The 17,121-nt window shown below is 65.0% G+C and carries 17 protein-coding genes (1 of these 17 cut by a window edge); 13 read left to right on the top strand and 4 right to left on the bottom strand.

The annotated features are described in order from the left end of the window. Positions 1-7 precede the first annotated feature (7 nt). The 3 genes from H2509_RS16405 (at position 8) to H2509_RS16415 (ending at position 1,550) form a co-directional block, all read left to right on the top strand. On the top strand, positions 8-784 hold the full coding sequence (locus H2509_RS16405; protein WP_182167235.1) for a GNAT family N-acetyltransferase: 777 nt from the start codon (positions 8-10) through the stop codon (positions 782-784). Positions 785-859: 75 nt separating this feature from the next. Next, positions 860-1,258 carry an 8-oxo-dGTP diphosphatase MutT gene (gene mutT / locus H2509_RS16410; protein WP_182167237.1) on the top strand — a complete coding sequence of 133 codons (399 nt, stop codon included), beginning with the start codon at positions 860-862 and terminating at the stop codon, positions 1,256-1,258. A gap of 67 nt (positions 1,259-1,325) precedes the next feature. Beyond that, positions 1,326-1,550, top strand: a complete 225-nt coding sequence (locus H2509_RS16415) for a Flp family type IVb pilin (RefSeq protein WP_328805098.1) — start codon at positions 1,326-1,328, stop codon at positions 1,548-1,550. A gap of 19 nt (positions 1,551-1,569) precedes the next feature. Here the strand turns inward: H2509_RS16415 and H2509_RS16420 are convergent, their stop codons facing one another. Then, complete coding sequence (locus tag H2509_RS16420; RefSeq protein WP_182167239.1) at positions 1,570-2,457, bottom strand: class I SAM-dependent methyltransferase; 888 nt, start codon at positions 2,455-2,457, stop codon at positions 1,570-1,572. 119 nt (positions 2,458-2,576) lie between these two features. Between H2509_RS16420 and H2509_RS16425 the strand changes: the two genes are divergently transcribed. The 4 genes from H2509_RS16425 (at position 2,577) to H2509_RS16440 (ending at position 5,110) form a co-directional block, all read left to right on the top strand. Further along, entirely contained in the window at positions 2,577-3,371 is a 795-nt protein-coding gene (locus H2509_RS16425) for a ComF family protein (RefSeq protein WP_328805099.1), read from the top strand. Positions 3,372-3,494: 123 nt separating this feature from the next. After that, on the top strand, positions 3,495-3,752 hold the full coding sequence (gene grxC / locus H2509_RS16430; protein ID WP_182167241.1) for a glutaredoxin 3: 258 nt from the start codon (positions 3,495-3,497) through the stop codon (positions 3,750-3,752). A gap of 27 nt (positions 3,753-3,779) precedes the next feature. Then, positions 3,780-4,634 (top strand): carbon-nitrogen hydrolase family protein, encoded by an 855-nt coding sequence (locus H2509_RS16435; RefSeq protein ID WP_182167243.1) that lies wholly within the window; start codon positions 3,780-3,782, stop codon positions 4,632-4,634. Further along, positions 4,631-5,110 carry a DUF1178 family protein gene (locus H2509_RS16440; protein WP_182167245.1) on the top strand — a complete coding sequence of 160 codons (480 nt, stop codon included), beginning with the start codon at positions 4,631-4,633 and terminating at the stop codon, positions 5,108-5,110. Before H2509_RS16435 ends, H2509_RS16440 begins: the two co-directional genes overlap by 4 nt. Positions 5,111-5,136: 26 nt before the next feature. Here the strand turns inward: H2509_RS16440 and H2509_RS16445 are convergent, their stop codons facing one another. Further along, the gene (locus H2509_RS16445; RefSeq protein ID WP_182167248.1) at positions 5,137-5,646 is read right to left on the bottom strand and encodes a phasin family protein; all 510 of its coding nucleotides are present in this window, start codon (positions 5,644-5,646) and stop codon (positions 5,137-5,139) included. Positions 5,647-5,985: 339 nt separating this feature from the next. Here H2509_RS16445 and H2509_RS16450 point away from each other — a divergent pair, with 339 nt between their 5' ends. Next, positions 5,986-7,818, top strand: a complete 1,833-nt coding sequence (locus H2509_RS16450) for a PHA/PHB synthase family protein (RefSeq protein WP_182167250.1) — start codon at positions 5,986-5,988, stop codon at positions 7,816-7,818. Positions 7,819-7,923: 105 nt separating this feature from the next. Beyond that, positions 7,924-9,108 (top strand): NAD(P)/FAD-dependent oxidoreductase, encoded by a 1,185-nt coding sequence (locus H2509_RS16455; RefSeq protein ID WP_182167252.1) that lies wholly within the window; start codon positions 7,924-7,926, stop codon positions 9,106-9,108. A 22-nt stretch (positions 9,109-9,130) separates the two neighbouring features. Here H2509_RS16455 and H2509_RS16460 read toward each other — a convergent pair whose 3' ends face one another. Further along, positions 9,131-9,913: an alpha/beta fold hydrolase gene (locus H2509_RS16460; protein ID WP_182167254.1), complete on the bottom strand. Its 783-nt coding sequence runs from the start codon at positions 9,911-9,913 to the stop codon at positions 9,131-9,133. 141 nt (positions 9,914-10,054) lie between these two features. Here H2509_RS16460 and H2509_RS16465 point away from each other — a divergent pair, with 141 nt between their 5' ends. The 4 genes from H2509_RS16465 to clpB all read left to right on the top strand — a co-directional run bounded on the left by H2509_RS16465 (position 10,055) and on the right by clpB (position 16,059). Next, positions 10,055-10,972 (top strand): sugar kinase, encoded by a 918-nt coding sequence (locus H2509_RS16465; RefSeq protein ID WP_182167256.1) that lies wholly within the window; start codon positions 10,055-10,057, stop codon positions 10,970-10,972. 102 nt (positions 10,973-11,074) lie between these two features. Beyond that, on the top strand, positions 11,075-11,686 hold the full coding sequence (locus H2509_RS16470) for a L,D-transpeptidase (RefSeq protein WP_182167258.1): 612 nt from the start codon (positions 11,075-11,077) through the stop codon (positions 11,684-11,686). 417 nt (positions 11,687-12,103) lie between these two features. After that, the gene (locus tag H2509_RS16475) at positions 12,104-13,297 is read left to right on the top strand and encodes an adenylate/guanylate cyclase domain-containing protein (protein ID WP_182167260.1); all 1,194 of its coding nucleotides are present in this window, start codon (positions 12,104-12,106) and stop codon (positions 13,295-13,297) included. 164 nt (positions 13,298-13,461) lie between these two features. After that, positions 13,462-16,059, top strand: a complete 2,598-nt coding sequence (gene clpB / locus H2509_RS16480; protein ID WP_182167262.1) for an ATP-dependent chaperone ClpB — start codon at positions 13,462-13,464, stop codon at positions 16,057-16,059. Between the two features lie 88 nt (positions 16,060-16,147). On the opposite strand, the gene H2509_RS16485 is transcribed toward clpB, so the two are convergent. Beyond that, a protein-coding gene (locus H2509_RS16485; protein ID WP_182167264.1) for a M23 family metallopeptidase crosses the window boundary here: on the bottom strand, positions 16,148-17,121 show its 3' end. 994 nt of this gene lie beyond the right edge of the window; the window shows 974 of its 1,968 coding nt (coding positions 995-1,968); its start codon lies beyond the right edge, outside the window; it ends in the stop codon at positions 16,148-16,150.

Genomic DNA, 17,121 nt, shown 5'->3' on the forward strand with positions numbered 1-17,121 from the left:
CGGCCCCGTGGATCTCGACCTCACCCGGCGTATCGAGGAAGCGAATTTCAACGGCTTTCCGAGCGAAAGGATCCATCTCGACGGCAGCTGGATCACCCGCATCTCGCCGGGCAACCCGGCGCGGCGGGTCAATTCGCTGAATTTCCTGGCGCGCGAGGACGACGCCTCGCTGCAGGAACGGCTCGCCCGTTCCCGCTCGCAGCTGGAAGCTGCTGGCGAGGCCTTCCACCTGCGGTGGACGCCGCTCGCGCCGCAAGCAGTTACCGATTTCTGCGACGCTGCAGGCTGGCCGGCCCATGGCCATGCCGACGTGTGGGGATTGCGCCTTGCCGACTTCCACAACCACGGCGCCCAGCAGGCTGACATCGGGATTACCGGAGAACCGCTTGAGAGCTGGCTTGCCGCCTTTGCCACGATCGGCGGGACGCGGACGGAGGCGGCGACACCGCAAGCCGTCGAACGGCTCGGCGCGTCGCTTGCCCGCATTTCCATCCCGTGCGCGCTGCTCGTGGCAAGGTCCGGGGCGGGCGAGCCGGTCGGCACGGCGATTGCGACGCTGGACCGCGACCTCATCGGCCTCTATGACGTCGCCGTCGCACCCGCGATGCGCCGCATGGGGCTTGGCCGGGCGCTCGTCGCCGCCTGCCTCTCCGTCGGTCGCGATCAAGGCTCGGCGATTGCCTGGCTGCAGGTCACCGCTGAAAACGCTGCGGCACGTGCGCTCTATCAGAGCATGGGCTTCGTGCCGCTCTACAGCTATCACTACAGAAGCCCGGTCGGCTGAAATCTCTTAACGGCAATCTGCAGCTATGGTTTGGAGATCCTTTCCGGACCGTCCGAAAACGGAACGCCTCTCGACATGAAACTGCTTCTCGTCTCGGCCTGCGCCCTTCTCGATGCCGACAACCGCGTGTTGATCGCCCAACGTCCGGAGGGCAAATCGATGGCGGGACTCTGGGAATTTCCCGGCGGCAAGGTGGAAGCCGGCGAGCGGCCCGAAGATACGCTGATCCGCGAATTGCACGAGGAGCTCGGCATTACGGTAAAGAAAGAGTGCCTTGCTCCCCTGACTTTCGCGAGCCACGCTTACGAGGATTTTCATCTGCTGATGCCACTTTATGTTTGCCGACGTTGGTCAGGAACCGTGACCGGGCGGGAAGGCCAGGCGCTGAAGTGGGTGCGTGCCGCAAGGCTTCGCGACTATCCGATGCCGCCGGCAGACGAACCGCTGATCCCCCATCTGATCGATCTCGGCTGAAGGGCATTCCGGCAAGACCGCGTTCAAGCGCGCTTCGGGATGCATCCAATCGAGAGGCGCGACGACGATGGCAAATTCAAGCGTAAGCATGGCTCGCGAGGCGGAAGCCGGCGACTACCTGCCGCAGCGCTTTGCCCGTTGCCGGAAGGGTGCGACGGCAATCGAATACGGCCTGATCGCAGGCCTGATCGCTCTGGCGATCATTGCGTCGCTCATCACGATCGGCAATACGCTGCAGGACAATTTTTACGGATCGATTGCGGCGGCAATGGCAGCCGCTGCCGGCGGCTGACGCCAACCGCGCAGGAAACTCAGTCCTTCGGCTTCTCCGTCGCAGCCAGCGCATCCGCAAGCCGCATCCTGGCCGAGCCCGGCTTGAGCGGCTTCTGCTGGCTTTCATGCGGCGCCCATCCCGCCAGCGAAATAATCTGGAATGTCGCGCGGATGCGTCCGTCTGCATCGGCATGGTCCTGCGCGTAGATCTCCGCCGCACGGCGGAAAAATTCGCGTCCCACGGGCCTCCGGCTGCGCTGCGTCAGCACATTCGCCGCGCCCATCCGCCGCAGATCAGCGATCAGGTCGAAGAGCGTGTCGTAGCGCACCGTCAGCGTATCCTGGTCGGCGACGGGAAGCGCGAAGCCGGCCCGCTGCAGCAGGGCGCCGAGGTCGCGGGTGCCGGCGAAGGGAGCAACGCGCGGCGAGGCCCCTCCCGTCAGCTCCAGCTCTGCCTTGAGCATTACGTCACGCAGCTCGATCAGCGTGTCGCCGCCAAGCAGGGCGGCCAGAAACAGGCCGTCCGGGCGCAGCGCCCTGCGGATCTGCACCAGCGTGCCGGGCAGATCGTTCACGAACTGGAGCGACAGGGCGGAAACGACAAGGTCGAGGCTTTCGTTGCGAAAGGGAATCACCGCGTCGTCGGCGACAAGATGCGGAGGCGGCAGGTCGGGGTCGGCGGCAAAAAGATCGGCGCGGATCACGCGGCCCACCTTGCCGGACCCTTCCAGCATCTTCGTCACGAGCCCGGCATGGCCGCCAAGATCGACGCCGATGTCGAAACGGCGCATCACCGGCATCAGCCGGAAGGCCAGGTCCTCGCAGACCGAGGCAAGCAGGAAATCCGCCCCGGCGCGGTCTCCCCGAAGCGCTTTCCTGCGGCGCGCTGCAAGCAGCGCGCGGTCGAACGGCGCGTTCTGGCTCATCGATAGGTCCCGTCTGTCGAAGGTTTGATCGGCAGGGTTATGGACCTGCACCGCCGCAAGGTCAAAAATCATTTGCTGAAATTACCGCCAACCGGCGTTCCCGCCGGCCGGAGGTCGATGTGGAGCCACACGATGCAGAAGCCCGGCAGGCAAATGGCCTCGCGGGTCTGTTAGCCGGGTTTGCGGCCGGCGCCCGCCGCACGGCCCGCCTCGTCCTGCCGCCCACCTGCCTTTCCTGTAACGTACCGCTTGCCGAAGACCACGCCCTGTGCGGTTCCTGCTGGGCAAGGACGCCGTTTCTGTCGCCGCCCTGGTGCATGCGGCTCGGCAGGCCCTTCTCCTTCGACCTTGGCGAAGGGGCTCTGTCTCCGCAGGCGATCGCCTCGCCGCCGGTCTTTGACCGTGCCCGCGCCGCCTGCGCGTTTTCCGGGCCTGCGCGCGATCTGGTGCACGGCCTCAAATACGCCGATCGCGCAGCCCTTGCCCGTGCCATGGGGAGGTGGATGGCACGAGCCGGCGCCGAGCTTCTAAAGGACAAGCCCCTCGTCATGCCCGTACCGCTGCATCGCACGCGGTTATGGCAGCGGCGCTTCAACCAGGCTGCCCTCCTTGCCCGCGAGGTTGCGCGGATGTCCGACGTTCCGCTTCGCCTCGACGCGCTCGAGCGGGTGCGCGCCACATCGCGACAGGTCGGCCTGAGCGCCCGGGCACGGGCGCAGAACGTGCGCCGCGCCTTTCGCGTCTCGCCCGATGCGGCGGGCCTTGTCGCCGGCCGGCCGGTCGTGATCGTCGACGACGTCTTCACCACCGGCGCCACCGTTTCCGCCTGCGCCCGCGTGCTGAAGCGGTCCGGCGCCACCCGCGTCGACGTGCTCACCTTCGCGCTCGCGGATGCGGACATTCCCGCCGGATAGCGCACATTTTGTTGAACTTGCGCGTAGCCTTGTACGAAATCTTCCAAACCCAATATATGTTCGCCGAAAGTGAAATTGCCGGCGCCGGTGATCGTTTGCGGCGCTGCCAGCCAGGGTGACTTGATGAAGAAGGTGGTGATCTACACCCGCGACTTCTGCGGGTACTGTGCAAAGGCCAAGCGCCTTCTGGCGCAAAAGGGCGTCGACTTCCATGAGATCGACGCGACCGGCAGCGCGACGAAGCGCACGGAAATGATCCAGAAGGCGAAGGGCCGCTCCACGTTCCCGCAGATCTTCATCGGCGATTTCCATGTCGGCGGCTGCGACGAATTGCATGCGCTGGACCGGGCTGGCAAACTCGATCCGCTGCTGGCCGCCTGATCGGGCGGCCGGAAGGAGAGGCAAGCCATGAGCAGCTTTGTGGCCGCCGCCGTGCAGATGCGGTCGGGGCGCAATGTCGCTGACAATATCGACGCGGCCGCAACGCTGATCCGGGCGGCGGCGCGCGAGGGCGCGACCTACGTCCAGACGCCGGAGATGACCAACCTCCTGGAGTCGAACCGCGCTTCCCTCTTCCAGAAGATCGTTGCCGAGGAGGAGGATCCCGGCGTGCACGCCTTCCAGGCGCTGGCACGCGACCTGAAGATCTTCCTGCATATCGGTTCTCTTGCCATCCGCACGGGCGAGACGAAGGCCGCCAATCGCGGCTTCCTGTTTTCGCCCGACGGCGCTCTCGTCTCACGCTACGACAAGATCCACATGTTCGACGTCGACCTGCCGAACGGCGAAAGCTGGCGGGAATCCAATACCTATGAGCGGGGCAGGGAAAGCATAGTCGCCGATCTTCCCTTCGCCAGGCTCGGCATCGCGATCTGCTATGACATCCGTTTCCCGGCAATCTTCCGCTCGCAGGCCCGCCTCGGCGCGCAGGTGCTGACAGCGCCGGCCGCCTTCACGCGACAGACCGGCAAGGCCCATTGGCATGTGTTGCAACGGGCGCGCGCCATCGAGAACGGCGCCTTCGTGATTTCCGCAGCGCAGGGCGGCCTCCACGAGGACGGCCGCGAGACTTTCGGCCACAGCCTCGTCGTCGCTCCCTGGGGCGAAATCGTCGCCGAGCGGGACAATGACGAACCCGGAATTATCCTGGCGGAAATCGACACGGCGAAGGTGGCGGAAGCGCGCCGCCGCATTCCCGCGATCGCCAACGAGCAGGCTTTCGATCCCGTGGAGGTCGATGGCCTTGCGGAGGCGGCGCCGTGATCCGTTTCTCCCTTGCCTGCGCACACGGCCATGCCTTCGACGGCTGGTTCCGCAGTTCCGACGATTTCGAAAGCCAGAAGGCGCGCCAGTTTCTTTCATGCCCGGCTTGCGGTTCCCATGAGGTCGGCAAGGCGCTGATGGCTCCGAACGTCTCGACGAGCCGCAAACGGTCGGTAGCCGTCGCGGAGGCGGTTGCCGCAAGCAGCACCGGCAAGCCGGCCGAAGCGGCGGAGACCATGGCCGCCGGCCCGTCGCAGGCGGAACTGATCGAGAAGCTGCGCGAGATCAAGCGCGAGCTGGTCGCGAAGTCCGATTATGTGGGCGAGGCCTTCGCCGAGGAAGCGCGCAAGATCCATTACGGCGAGGTCGAAAGCCGCGGCATATACGGCGAAGCGTCGCCCGATTCCGTGCGCGAACTGGTGGACGAAGGCATCGCGGTCGTCCCGCTCCCGGTTCTGCCCGAAGAGCGGAACTGACTGCTCCCATCTCCGCTGAATACGGTTCAGGCCGCCTTATCGCGGGCCGGCGCGCTCACCGCCCGGTCGAGCGGGATTACCGTGCCGTCCGGCGTCTTCCGCCGCGCGGTGCGCCGGCGCCTTTGCCCGGTATCCCCGGCAGCCTCGGTGACACAGGTACGGTCGGCACCGTCCGCGATTGCCGCCAGCACGTCTTTCGATTGCTTCTCGCAATCACCGACGAATTGCCGCCAGTAGTCGGTGGCCACGTTCACCGCCTCCTCCGGATCCTCGCAGGCGAGCATGGAGTTCACGCAGTCGCAATTCGCATGAAATCGCCGGCGCAGGAACTCGAGCTGCAGGTCGACCATCGCCTCCATCCCGGTCAGCATCGCCCGGTTGGCGAGCACCGGCACGTTGGCAAGCGTGTATTCGAAGCGGTCGTATGCCTGGGCCCAGTCCCAGCTGGGCATCGCCCAGTTCTGCAAGGCCTGCGTCCAGCATGGCTCGCTCGTCGCTGTCTCGTTTCGGTATGCGTCGAAGAACAAGCCTAGCATGTGACCCCTCCTGCTACTCAAAACCCGGCACTTCCCACCCTTCGACAGGCGGGATCTCATGTCCCCGGCGCCTCTATTCGGTCCGCATCGCCTTTGCCGGCGGCCGGAGATCATGCAGCTTCAAAGATAGGACTTCCAGATGCCGTCGCTCACGTTGATCCTTGTCAATGCGCTCGCGGAAATGACTGTCATCTCCTGCGATAGACTGTCGCATCCTTCGTGTAGAACTCGATCCCGTCCCCCGATTGCGGGCATCGGCTTTGGTTTCCGTAAGGGAATGCTACAAAGGAAGAATGCCCCTACGCAAGTCTCGAAGTGGCTCTTTCGCGGAGTTTTTAAATGGCCGAAAATGCCGTCACCCTTCCCGTTCCGGCCTTTTTCAAGATGGCTCAGGACCTTAGCCGCGCGATGGTGCCGCCCGCCGTCAACGAGGACGACAGCTATTCCGCCGAGGTCTTCGCCGAAGTGATGGACCGCACGGCGCGCGCCACCCTCGCCCGCGCTACCGCAGGCATCTCGCCGGCCGCTCTCGGCCTTGCCTATTTCGACTGGATGACCCATCTCGCGGGCTCGCCCGGCAAGCAGATGAAGCTCGGCGAGAAGGCGTTGCGCAAGTGGATGCGCCTTGGCCGCTATCTGTGCACCTGCGCCCAGGCACCAAACAGCGGCCACCGCTGCATCGAACCGTTGGCCCAGGACAGCCGCTTCGACCACGAGGGCTGGGACCGCTTCCCCTTCAACGTGATCTCGCAAAGCTTTCTGCTGCAGCAGCAGTGGTGGCACAACGCCACGACGGGCGTGCGCGGCGTCTCGCCCCATCACGAGCGCGTGGTGGAATTCGCCACGCGCCAGATCCTCGACGTCTTCTCGCCGGCCAATTTCCCCTGGACCAACCCGGAGGTGATCGAAAAGGCGCAGCAGACCGGCGGCAACAACTTCCTGCAGGGGACATACAATCTCCTGGAGGACCTCGAGAGGCTGATCGGCCAGAAGCCGCCGGCCGGCGCGGAAAACTATCCCGTCGGCGAGCGGCTCGCCGTCACGCCGGGCAAGGTCGTCTACCGCAACCATCTGATCGAGCTCATCCAGTACGAGCCGGCCACCGACGAGGTGCGGCCCGAACCGGTTCTCATCGTGCCGGCCTGGATCATGAAGTACTATATCCTCGATCTGTCGCCGGATAACTCGCTGGTGCGCTACCTCACCGGCCAGGGCTACACCGTTTTCATGGTTTCCTGGCGCAATCCCGGCAAGGAAGACCGCGATCTCGGCATGACCGATTATCTGCAGCTCGGTGTCTCCGCCGCGCTGGAGGCAAGCCTCGCGATCACCGGCGCCAGCCGCATCCACATGACGGGCTATTGCCTGGGTGGCACGCTGTTGGCCATCTTCGCGGCGGCCCTCGCCCATACTGACGGCGAACAGCTGGCGAGCCTCTCGCTCTTCGCCGCGCAGGTCGACTTCACCGAGGCGGGAGAACTCACCCTCTTCATCGACAAGAGCGAGGTCACCTTCCTTGAAGACATGATGTGGGAGCAGGGCTTCCTCGACACCAGGCAGATGGCGGGCGCCTTCCAGCTTCTGCGCTCCAACGACCTCATCTGGTCGAAGGTGGTGCGCGACTACCTGCTCGGCGAGCGGACGCCGATGTTTGACCTTATGGCCTGGAACGCCGACCAGACCCGCATGCCCTACCGCATGCATTCGGAATACCTGAACCAGCTCTTCCTGCAGAACGACTTCGCCGAAGGCCGCTACAGGGTCGGCGGCGTGCCGGTCGTCGCCGAGGATATCGACGTGCCGATTTTCGCCGTTGGCACGGAGCACGACCACGTCGCGCCCTGGCGGTCGGTCTACAAGATCAACTATCTCGCCGACAGCGAAGTGACCTTCATCCTCACTGCCGGCGGCCACAATGCCGGCATCGTCTCCGAGCCCGGCCACAAGGGGCGCCATTACCGCATCGCCACCCGAGACCGGCACGACGGCTATCTCGATCCCGACAGCTTCCTTGCCCATGCAAAAGAGCGGGAAGGGTCCTGGTGGCCGGCCTGGGTAGCCTGGCTCGACGCCCGCTCGGGCGCGCCGGTCGCCCCGCCGTCCGTCGGAGCGCCGGAAAAGGGCTTTCCCGTGCTGCAGGACGCGCCGGGCAGCTACGTCCTGATGAAATAGGTTGCCGGACGGAAAGTCCGTTTCGTCTTGCAGGCCGTTCACGGCGGTTGGCGCGCTGCCGCCCGCCGTGATAAGGGCGGGTGAGATGGACGGATGAGGGATGTAATGCAGGACAGGGTCGTCATTCTCGGAGCCGGACAGGCCGGTGCCCAGCTCGCGCAGTCGTTGCGCGCCTCCGGTCATGAAGGCGAGATCCTGCTCGTCGGCGACGAGCCCTGGCTGCCCTATCAGCGCCCGCCGCTGTCCAAGAAATTCCTCGCAGGCGAGATGGAGGCGGAAGGGCTGGAACTGCGCCCCGCCGCCTTCTACGAGACGCAGCGCATCGGGCTCCGGCTATCCACCCCGGTCGAGGCGGTCGATTGCAGGGAAAAGCGCGTCTACCCGAAGGCGGGCGAGCCGATCTCCTACGACCGACTGGTCTTCGCCACCGGCACGCGGCCGCGGTCGATCCCGCTGCCCGGCGCCGATCTTCCCGGTGTGGTGACCCTGCGCGGCATTGCCGACGTCGATGCCATGCGCCCGCTCTTCAAGCAAAGCTCCCGCATCGCCGTCGTCGGCGGCGGCTATATCGGGCTTGAGGTTGCCGCCGTTGCCCGTTCCTTCGGCGTCGAGGTGACCGTGCTGGAAGCGCAGGACCGGGTGATGAAGCGCGTCGTGTCGCCCGCCGTCTCCGCCTATTTCGAAAACCTGCATGGCGAAAACGGCGTCGACCTGCGTCTTGGCGCTGGCGTCGCGGCCTTCGAGGGCGCGTCGCAGGTCGAGGGTGTACGCCTCGCCGACGGCACGGTGGTTCCTTGTGGCATGGTGCTGGTCGCCGTGGGTGCTGCGCCCAATGACGAACTCGCCGCCAAGGCCGGCATCGAGGTTTCGGACGGCATCCTCGTCGATGGCGGCGGCCGCACCTCGGACGAGAACGTCCATGCCGCAGGCGACTGCACCCGCTTCCATTCGGCCCGCTACGGCCGTTCCATCCGCCTGGAAAGCGTGCAGAACGCGATCGACCAGGCCAAGGCGGTTGCCTCCGATATGGCCGGCAAGCCGGTTGACTACGACCCCGTGCCGTGGTTCTGGTCGGATCAATATGCCACGAAGCTGCAGATCGCCGGGCTCTCGCAAGATTACGACGAGGCCGTCACCGTCGGCGATCCGGCATCCGGCTCCTTCTATGTAGCCTATCTGGCGGCGGGCAGGCTGATCGCCGTCGACAGCATCAACCACCCCCGCTCGCACATGCTCGCGCGCCGGTCGATCGGGGAAGCGTGGCGGGCGGATCTGCTGCCGGCGGCGTGACCGGCGCGCCCGCCGCTTGAGCTTATTCGAACGCAGAGATTTCCCGGATGAGGCGGATGACCTCACGGGGGATTTCCAGATGTGGCATGTGGCCCACCCGCTCGAAGACGTGGGTGGCGATCACTCCGGGCAGCCGGTGCGACTGGCGGGTCGGCAGCACCCTATCCTGCGTGCCCCAGATCACCTTGATCGGCAGGCCGAGCGCGGCAAGGTCCTCTCGCGGCAGGACCTTCTGCACCTTGCCATCGATCAGGTCCTCGACGATTTCCTGCAGGGTTTCCGTCGCGCCCGGTCTTGCTCGCGTCTCCGCGACATGGCGGGCAAGCATGCGCGGCAGGTCGTATTCCCAGCCGAAGAACTGCTCGAGCACGACCTCGATTTCATGCAGTTCCTTGGCCGCCGCATAGCGGCGCAGCAGCTTGTGATTGATTTCCGGGCCGAAGCCTCCGGGTGCAAGCAGCGTCAGGCTCGCCACCGTTTCCGGTTGCTTCAGGGCGATCAGCGCCGCCACGGCGCCGCCCATCGAATGACCGACCAGATGCACGCGCTCCAGGCCGAGTGTCTTCATCGAAGCGCTTGCGGCACGTGCCGAAACCCCGGCATTGCCGATTACCGGCCAGCCAAGCGCCCGGCCGTGGCCCGGCAGGTCGAAGGCGATCGTGCGCCGCCGTCCCTCAAGCCCGGCCTGGATATTGTTCCAGGTCAGCGCATCGCCGCCAAAGCCGTGCAGCAACACGATCGGTGCGCCTTCCCCCTTGCCGCGATCGACGTGGGGCAGTGTTTCGACAGGCGACGACGTGTCCATCCAGGCTACTCCAATTGTGATATCCGCCCCTTTTCGCATAGGCGAGGCAAAAGGGCGAGTGCACTGAAATGACCCCGCTTGCCTTGGCTGCGCTGCGTCACTACACCTTGGCCATCTACGCCAAATCCGATGGGAAGCGCCATGTCCGTTGATCTTCTGTGCCTGGGCGAAGCGATGATCGAGCTCAATCAGCGAAAGGCGGGCGGCGACTATACGCAAGGTTTTGGCGGCGACACGTCCAACGCGGCAATTGCGGCACGCCGTCAGGGCCTGTCCAGCGGCTATGTCTCGGCCGTCGGCACCGACGCCTTCGGCGACATGCTTATGGACCTGTGGAAGGCGGAGGGGGTCTCGACGGAAACCGTGGCTCGCAGCGGCGCACCGACCGGCCTCTATTTCGTCACCCACGGCAAGGACGGCCACCGCTTCACCTACCGGCGAGCCGGATCGCCCGCAAGCCTCATGCAGCCGCAGGATCTGCCCGCCGAAGCGCTTTCCGCCTGCAAGGCGCTGCATTTTTCCGCCATCAGCCAGGCAATCTCGGCGAGCGCCTGCGACGCTACCTTCACGGCAGTCGAGATCGTGAAAAAGGCCGGCGGCCTGATTTCCTACGATACCAACCTGCGCCTTTCGCTATGGCCGCTCGACCGCGCGAGGGCCGTGATTCATGCGACCGTCGCCCTTGCCGATATCTTGCTGCCCGGGCTCGACGATGCGCGGATGCTGACCGGTCTGACGGATGCCGCCGAGATTGCCGCCTTCTATCTGGCGATGGGGCCGAAGATCGTTGCGGTGACACTGGGCGGTGACGGTGTGCTGATTGCAACGCCCGAACGGATGGAGCATTTGCCGCCGCACAAGATGCGGCTCGTCGATGCGACGGGGGCGGGCGACGCCTTCGACGGCGCGTTTCTCGCCGAATATCTGGCGAGCGGCGACGCCTTCCAGGCAGCGCGCCATGCCAATGCCGCCGCCGCGCTCTCCGTCACGGGCCTTGGTGCTGTTGCGCCACTGCCCTACCGCAAGGACGTTCTCGCGTTCCTGCAAAATAATACCTGACGGCCTTGTTTACATTTTGGTACGAAAAAGCCCCAATATTAACCTTAAGTGAGCAGGGTTCTTCGCCCTGACCTTCAGTCAGTTCATTCAAGGGATCGCCCGATGACGAAAGCCGGATCCACTTTCGCCGCCTTCGCAATTCTTGCCGCCCTGGCCGGCCCGGCAGCCGCCGAAGGCGCGACGCAGACCTTTTTCGATACGTCCGCCAAGAAATGGGTCACCTATCGCATCACGCCGGAGGCGGCGGGCGCCATCGCGCGGGAGAAGTATCGCCGCACGGTCGTGCGCTACCGCACCGCGGAACAACCGGGCACAATCGTCGTCGATACCGACGACCGCTGGCTCTATTACGTAATGCCGGGCGGCAAGGCGCTGCGCTACGGTATCGGCGTGGGGCGTGAGGGCTTCCTCTGGTCGGGCACGGAAAAGGTCACCCGCAAGGCGGAATGGCCGGGCTGGACGCCGCCGCCGGAGATGATCCGCCGCGAGGCCGCGAAGGGCCGCAAGCTGCCGGGTCACGTTCCCGGCGGCCCGAAGAACCCGCTTGGCGCCCGTGCACTCTATCTCGGCGCCACCGAATATCGCATCCACGGCACCAACGAGGACTGGTCGATCGGTCAGGCCGTCTCCTCCGGCTGCATCCGCATGCTGAACGAGGACGTGCAGGATCTCTACGAGAAGGTGAAGATCGGCACGAAGGTGGTGGTGCTGTAGGAAGAGCACCGCTTCTGTTCCCTGCAAAATACACTTTTGGTTGAGGAGTGAGTTGGGTGTCGGCCCTGCACTCCCGTCATTGCGCGCCAAGGAGGACGCAGTCCGACCGCCCAAGCGGAATCCAGACGTCTATAGTGCGAAGCGCGTTTTGAATTGATCAAAGAGCGGGATTGCCCGCTCTGATTTCTGAGTTGGGGATCGGCAGTCAGCTGCGCCTTCCTTGTCCGGCATGACGGCCGAGGTCTTTCGCAAGCGCCCACTACACCGGTGTCGATTTCCCCGCACGAAACGAGCTCGAACTTCCGGAATTAGCTCTTAAATGGGGCCGGAGTCCGCGTTGCGGTCACCTAGCTGTTGACGTAGCACCCATGCGGGAGAATCTTGTCGTCCAGACGGCTATACCGTATCGGTCAAGCAATGCAGACCACACCCGCACTGGAAGAAATCGAAGACTGGCTGATCCGCGAGGCGCTGGGCTCGCCGGACGTGGCGGAGATGTTCGCCGGCACCTGCCACCGGCTTCGGCGCGCGCGCGTGCCGGTGGATCGCAGCATGCTGACCTGGGCGACACTGCATCCGCTGATCGAGGCGGAGAGCGCGCTGTGGCTGCCGGACAGGGACGTGCAGCATGAGGCCTATCTGCATCGCGAGGGCGAATCCGACGAGTGGCTGCAAAGCCCGATCCGCGCAGTGATGATCGGCGACGAACCGCGGCTGCGCCGCCGCCTTGCCGACGGCAACTCGCCTATCGAATTTCCCCTGTGCCGCCAGCTCGCAGCGGAAGGCTTTACCGACTATCTGGTCATCGCGACGGCCTTTCACCTGCCCTTCGAAGTCGAGGACGTGAAGCGGACCGGCATCATCGTTTCCTGGGCCACGACGCAGCCCGGCGGATTCACCGACGAGGAAATCGATGCCATAGAGTATATCCAGCTCCGGCTCGGGCTTGCCTGCAGGGCGGCGATACAGTCCCGGATCGCGGAAAACATCGCCCATACCTACCTGGGGCGGCGCGCCGGACATCAAGTGCTTTCCGGGCGCATCCGCCATGGCGACGGCGACCTGATCGATGCAGTCATCTTCTACTGCGACATGCGGGATTCCACCCGCATTGCCGAGGAACTGGGGCCGAAACCCTATCTGCAGCGACTGAATGCCTATTTCGATGCGACTGCCGGTGCGGTGATAGCCGAGGGCGGCGAGATCCTCGACTTCATCGGAGATGCGGTGCTTGCCGTCTTTCCCATCGACGGTGGCGGGTTCGAGGAAGCTGCGAGGCGGGCGCTTGCGGCGGTTGCCGGCGTGCATGAGCGTCTCGACAAAGTCAATGAGGGCGGGGACGTGCCGTTGCGTTGCGGGGTTGCACTGTCACGGGGACAGGTCATGTTCGGCAATATCGGCATTGCCGACCGGCTGACCTTCTCCGTCATCGGCCAGACGGTGAATGCGGCCGCCCGCATGGAGGCGCTGACCAAGGAACTGGGATTGGCGGTGTTGGTGACCGCGGAAATCGCGGAAGTGGCTCAAGGGGATTTCCAGCCAGCCGGCATGCATACTCTCGCCGGTATGCGGCAGCCAATCTCGTTGTTCAGCGTTGGCTGGTCCAACTGAATTTGCGCAAGATCAACCCCTTTTTGTTGTCGATCTGCAACACTATATCGAGAGCGCGGCCATTGCCTGTTTGAGGCGGAAGGGCCGTGCGGGTGCTGTTTGACGGGCTCGCACTTCGATACGCCGGCTTGCCTTTGGGGAGCGGCGTGGTCAGGAGGTCGATCATGAATTTCGAGAAATATACCGAAAGGGCGCGCGGTTTCGTTCAGTCCGCGCAGGCTCACGCGCTGGGACAGGGACACCAGCAATTTGCGCCCGAACACCTGCTGAAAGTGCTGCTGGACGATCCGGAAGGCCTATGCGCCGGCCTGATTGAGCGTGCCGGTGGGCGGGCGAAGGATGCCCAGCTTGCCGTGGAGCAGGCACTGGCCAAGCTGCCGAAGGTCTCCGGCGGCAGCGGCCAGCTCTACCTGACGCAGGAGACGGCGAAGCTCTTCGATCAGGCGGAAAAGATCGCCGAGAAGGCGGGCGACAGTTTCGTCACCGTCGAACGGCTGCTGCTGGCGATCGCCATGATGAAGGAGACCGCCGCCGGCAAGGCGCTGGAGAAGGCGGGTGTGACCGCCAACGGCCTGAACGAGGCGATCAACCAGCTGCGCCAGGGACGGACCGCCGACACGGCTTCGGCGGAGAACCAGTATGACGCGCTGAAGAAATATGCCCGCGACCTCACGCAGGTCGCGCGGGACGGCAAGCTCGATCCGGTGATCGGCCGCGACGACGAGATCCGCCGCACGATCCAGGTACTGTCGCGCCGCACCAAGAACAACCCGGTGCTGATCGGCGAGCCGGGCGTCGGCAAGACGGCGATCGCCGAAGGGCTGGCCCTTCGGATCGTCAATGGCGACGTGCCCGAATCGCTGAAGGACAAGCGCCTGCTAGCCCTCGACATGGGAGCGCTGATCGCGGGCGCCAAGTATCGCGGCGAGTTCGAGGAGCGGCTGAAGGGCGTGCTCTCGGAAGTGCAGGCGGCCGCCGGCGGCGTCATCCTGTTCATCGACGAGATGCATACGCTGGTTGGCGCCGGCAAGGCGGAAGGGGCGATGGACGCCTCCAACCTGCTGAAGCCGGCCCTTGCCCGCGGCGAGTTGCACTGCGTCGGCGCCACGACGCTCGACGAATACCGCAAGCATGTCGAGAAGGACGCCGCCCTTGCCCGGCGCTTCCAGCCGGTCTTCGTCAGCGAGCCGACCGTGGAGGACACGATCTCGATCCTGCGCGGCATCAAGGAGAAATACGAGCTGCATCACGGCGTGCGGATCACCGATACGGCGATCGTGTCGGCGGCGACCCTCTCCAACCGCTACATCACCGATCGCTTCCTTCCCGACAAGGCGATCGACCTGATCGACGAGGCGGCGAGCCGGCTGCGCATGCAGGTGGACTCCAAGCCCGAGGAACTGGACGAGCTCGACCGGCGCATCATCCAGCTCAAGATCGAGCGCGAGGCGCTGAAGAAGGAAACCGACAAGGCGACCAGGGACCGACTGGAGAAGCTGGAGAAGGAGCTGTCGGAGCTTGAGCAGGAATCCGCCGTCCTCACCCAGCGCTGGGTCGCGGAGAAGGAAAAGCTTGGCACTGCGCAGAAGCTGAAGGAGCAGCTCGACCTGGCGCGTATCGACCTAGAAAAGGCGCAGCGCCGGGGCGACCTCGCCAAGGCGGGCGAACTCGCCTACGGCGTCATCCCCGACCTTGAACGCAAGGTGAAGGACGTCGAGACGGCAGCTGACGTCGAAGCGATGGTGGAAGAGGCTGTGACGACGGACCATGTCGCGCAGGTGGTCTCCCGCTGGACCGGTATTCCCGTCGACAAGATGCTGCAGGGCGAGCGCGAGAAGCTGCTTCGCATGGAAGACGAGATCGCCAGGCGCGTCGTCGGCCAGAGCGAGGCGGTGCATGCGGTCTCCACCGCGGTCAGGCGAGCACGGGCCGGCCTGCAGGATCCCAACCGGCCGATCGGCTCCTTCATGTTCCTGGGCCCGACTGGCGTGGGCAAGACGGAGTTGACCAAGGCGCTGGCCGCGTTCCTGTTTGACGACGAAACGGCGATGGTGCGCATCGACATGTCGGAATACATGGAGAAGCATTCCGTTGCCCGGCTGATCGGCGCGCCTCCCGGCTATGTCGGCTACGAGGAAGGCGGCGCCCTGACCGAGGCCGTTCGTCGCAGGCCTTACCAGGTCGTGCTCTTCGATGAGGTGGAGAAGGCGCATCACGACGTCTTCAACGTGCTGCTGCAGGTGCTCGACGACGGACGCCTGACCGACGGCCAGGGCCGCACGGTCGATTTCCGCAACACGCTGATCGTGATGACGTCGAATCTCGGCTCCGAATATCTGGCGGCCCAACCGGAGGGGCAGGATTCAAGCGCGGTGCGCGACCAGGTGATGGAGGTGGTGCGCGGTCACTTCCGGCCGGAATTCCTCAACCGGCTGGACGAGATCATCCTGTTCCACCGCCTGCAGCGGGCGCAAATGTCGGCGATCGTCGATATCCAGCTCACCCGGTTGCAGCGTCTGCTGGACGATCGCAAGATCCGCCTGGTGCTCGACGAGGGCGCGCGCGGATGGCTGGCGCAGAAAGGCTACGACCCGGCCTACGGGGCAAGGCCGCTGAAGCGCGTGATCCAGAAATACGTGCAGGATCCGCTGGCCGAGAAGCTGCTTGCCGGGGAGATTGCCGACGGGCAGGCGGTCGACGTGTCGGCCGGCAGCGACCGACTGCTGTTCAGTCACGAGGCCGGCAATTCGGCGGCTGCCTGATCGGGCGGGCAAGGTCGTTCCAGTCGAAAGGAAAAAGCCGGAACGGGCAGCCCGTTCCGGCTTTCGTCATCTTGCAGGGAAGGTGCGGTCAGCGTGTGACGGCCGCGACCCGCGACGGGCCGGCGCCGCGGGCGATCAGCGTGTCGATACGCTCGCGCTCGCGCTCGAAATTGGCGAGCACCTCGCCGTCGAGCACCCGTCCGCGCGGCAGGCGGATACGCATGGGATTGACGAAGCGGCCGTTGACCATGACCTCGTAATGGAGGTGCGGCCCGGTGGACAGGCCGCTCGATCCAACATAGCCGATCACCTGGCCCTGGCGGACCTTCTGGCCCTCCTTGATGCCGGGGGCAAATTTCGTCTGGTGCGAATAGGTGGTGACATAGCCGTTGGCGTGCTGGATCTCGATCCGCCGCCCGTAGCCCGAAACCCAGCGCGCCTTTACGATGGTGCCGTTGCCGGCCGCCATGATCGGCGTGCCGCGCGATGCGGCCCAGTCGACGCCGTTATGCATCTTCATGTAGCCGAGGATCGGATGGCGGCGCAGGCCGAAGGAAGACCGGAAGCGCCCGCCAGACAGGGGCTTGCGTACCAGGAACTTCTTCGCGCTCTTGCCGGTCTCGTCATAGAAATCGACCGTGCCGTCATCGGCCGTCCTGTAACGGTAGAAGCGCCGCGACACGCCCCCGGTCGTCAGCGAAGTATAGAGGATTTCCGGCGGCGCATCCGTTTCCTCCTCCTGCAGGCCGTAGAAGACCTCGAAGGAATCGCCCGGCTTGACCGGCGATTTGAAATCGACATCGAAGGAGAAGGCCCGCACCAGTTCGGCGATCAACTCCGGCGGCACCTGCTGTTCGAGCGCGGTCTGGTAGAGGCTGTCGTAGAGCGAGGGTGTGGGGCCGGCATATCCGAGCCGATCGGCTTCGGCGAAGGCGTCGGCCAGGACGGTGGAGGGCGCTTCCGCGGCAACGAAACTGCCGTTGTCCGAGCGCGCCACGGTCGCCTTGTGGGCGGTATCCTCGTATAGGCTCACCCGTTCCGGGCGCAGCCTGTCGGTGCCGT

Source organism: Stappia albiluteola, from assembly GCF_014050225.1.
GTDB lineage: Bacteria > Pseudomonadota > Alphaproteobacteria > Rhizobiales > Stappiaceae > Hongsoonwoonella > Hongsoonwoonella albiluteola.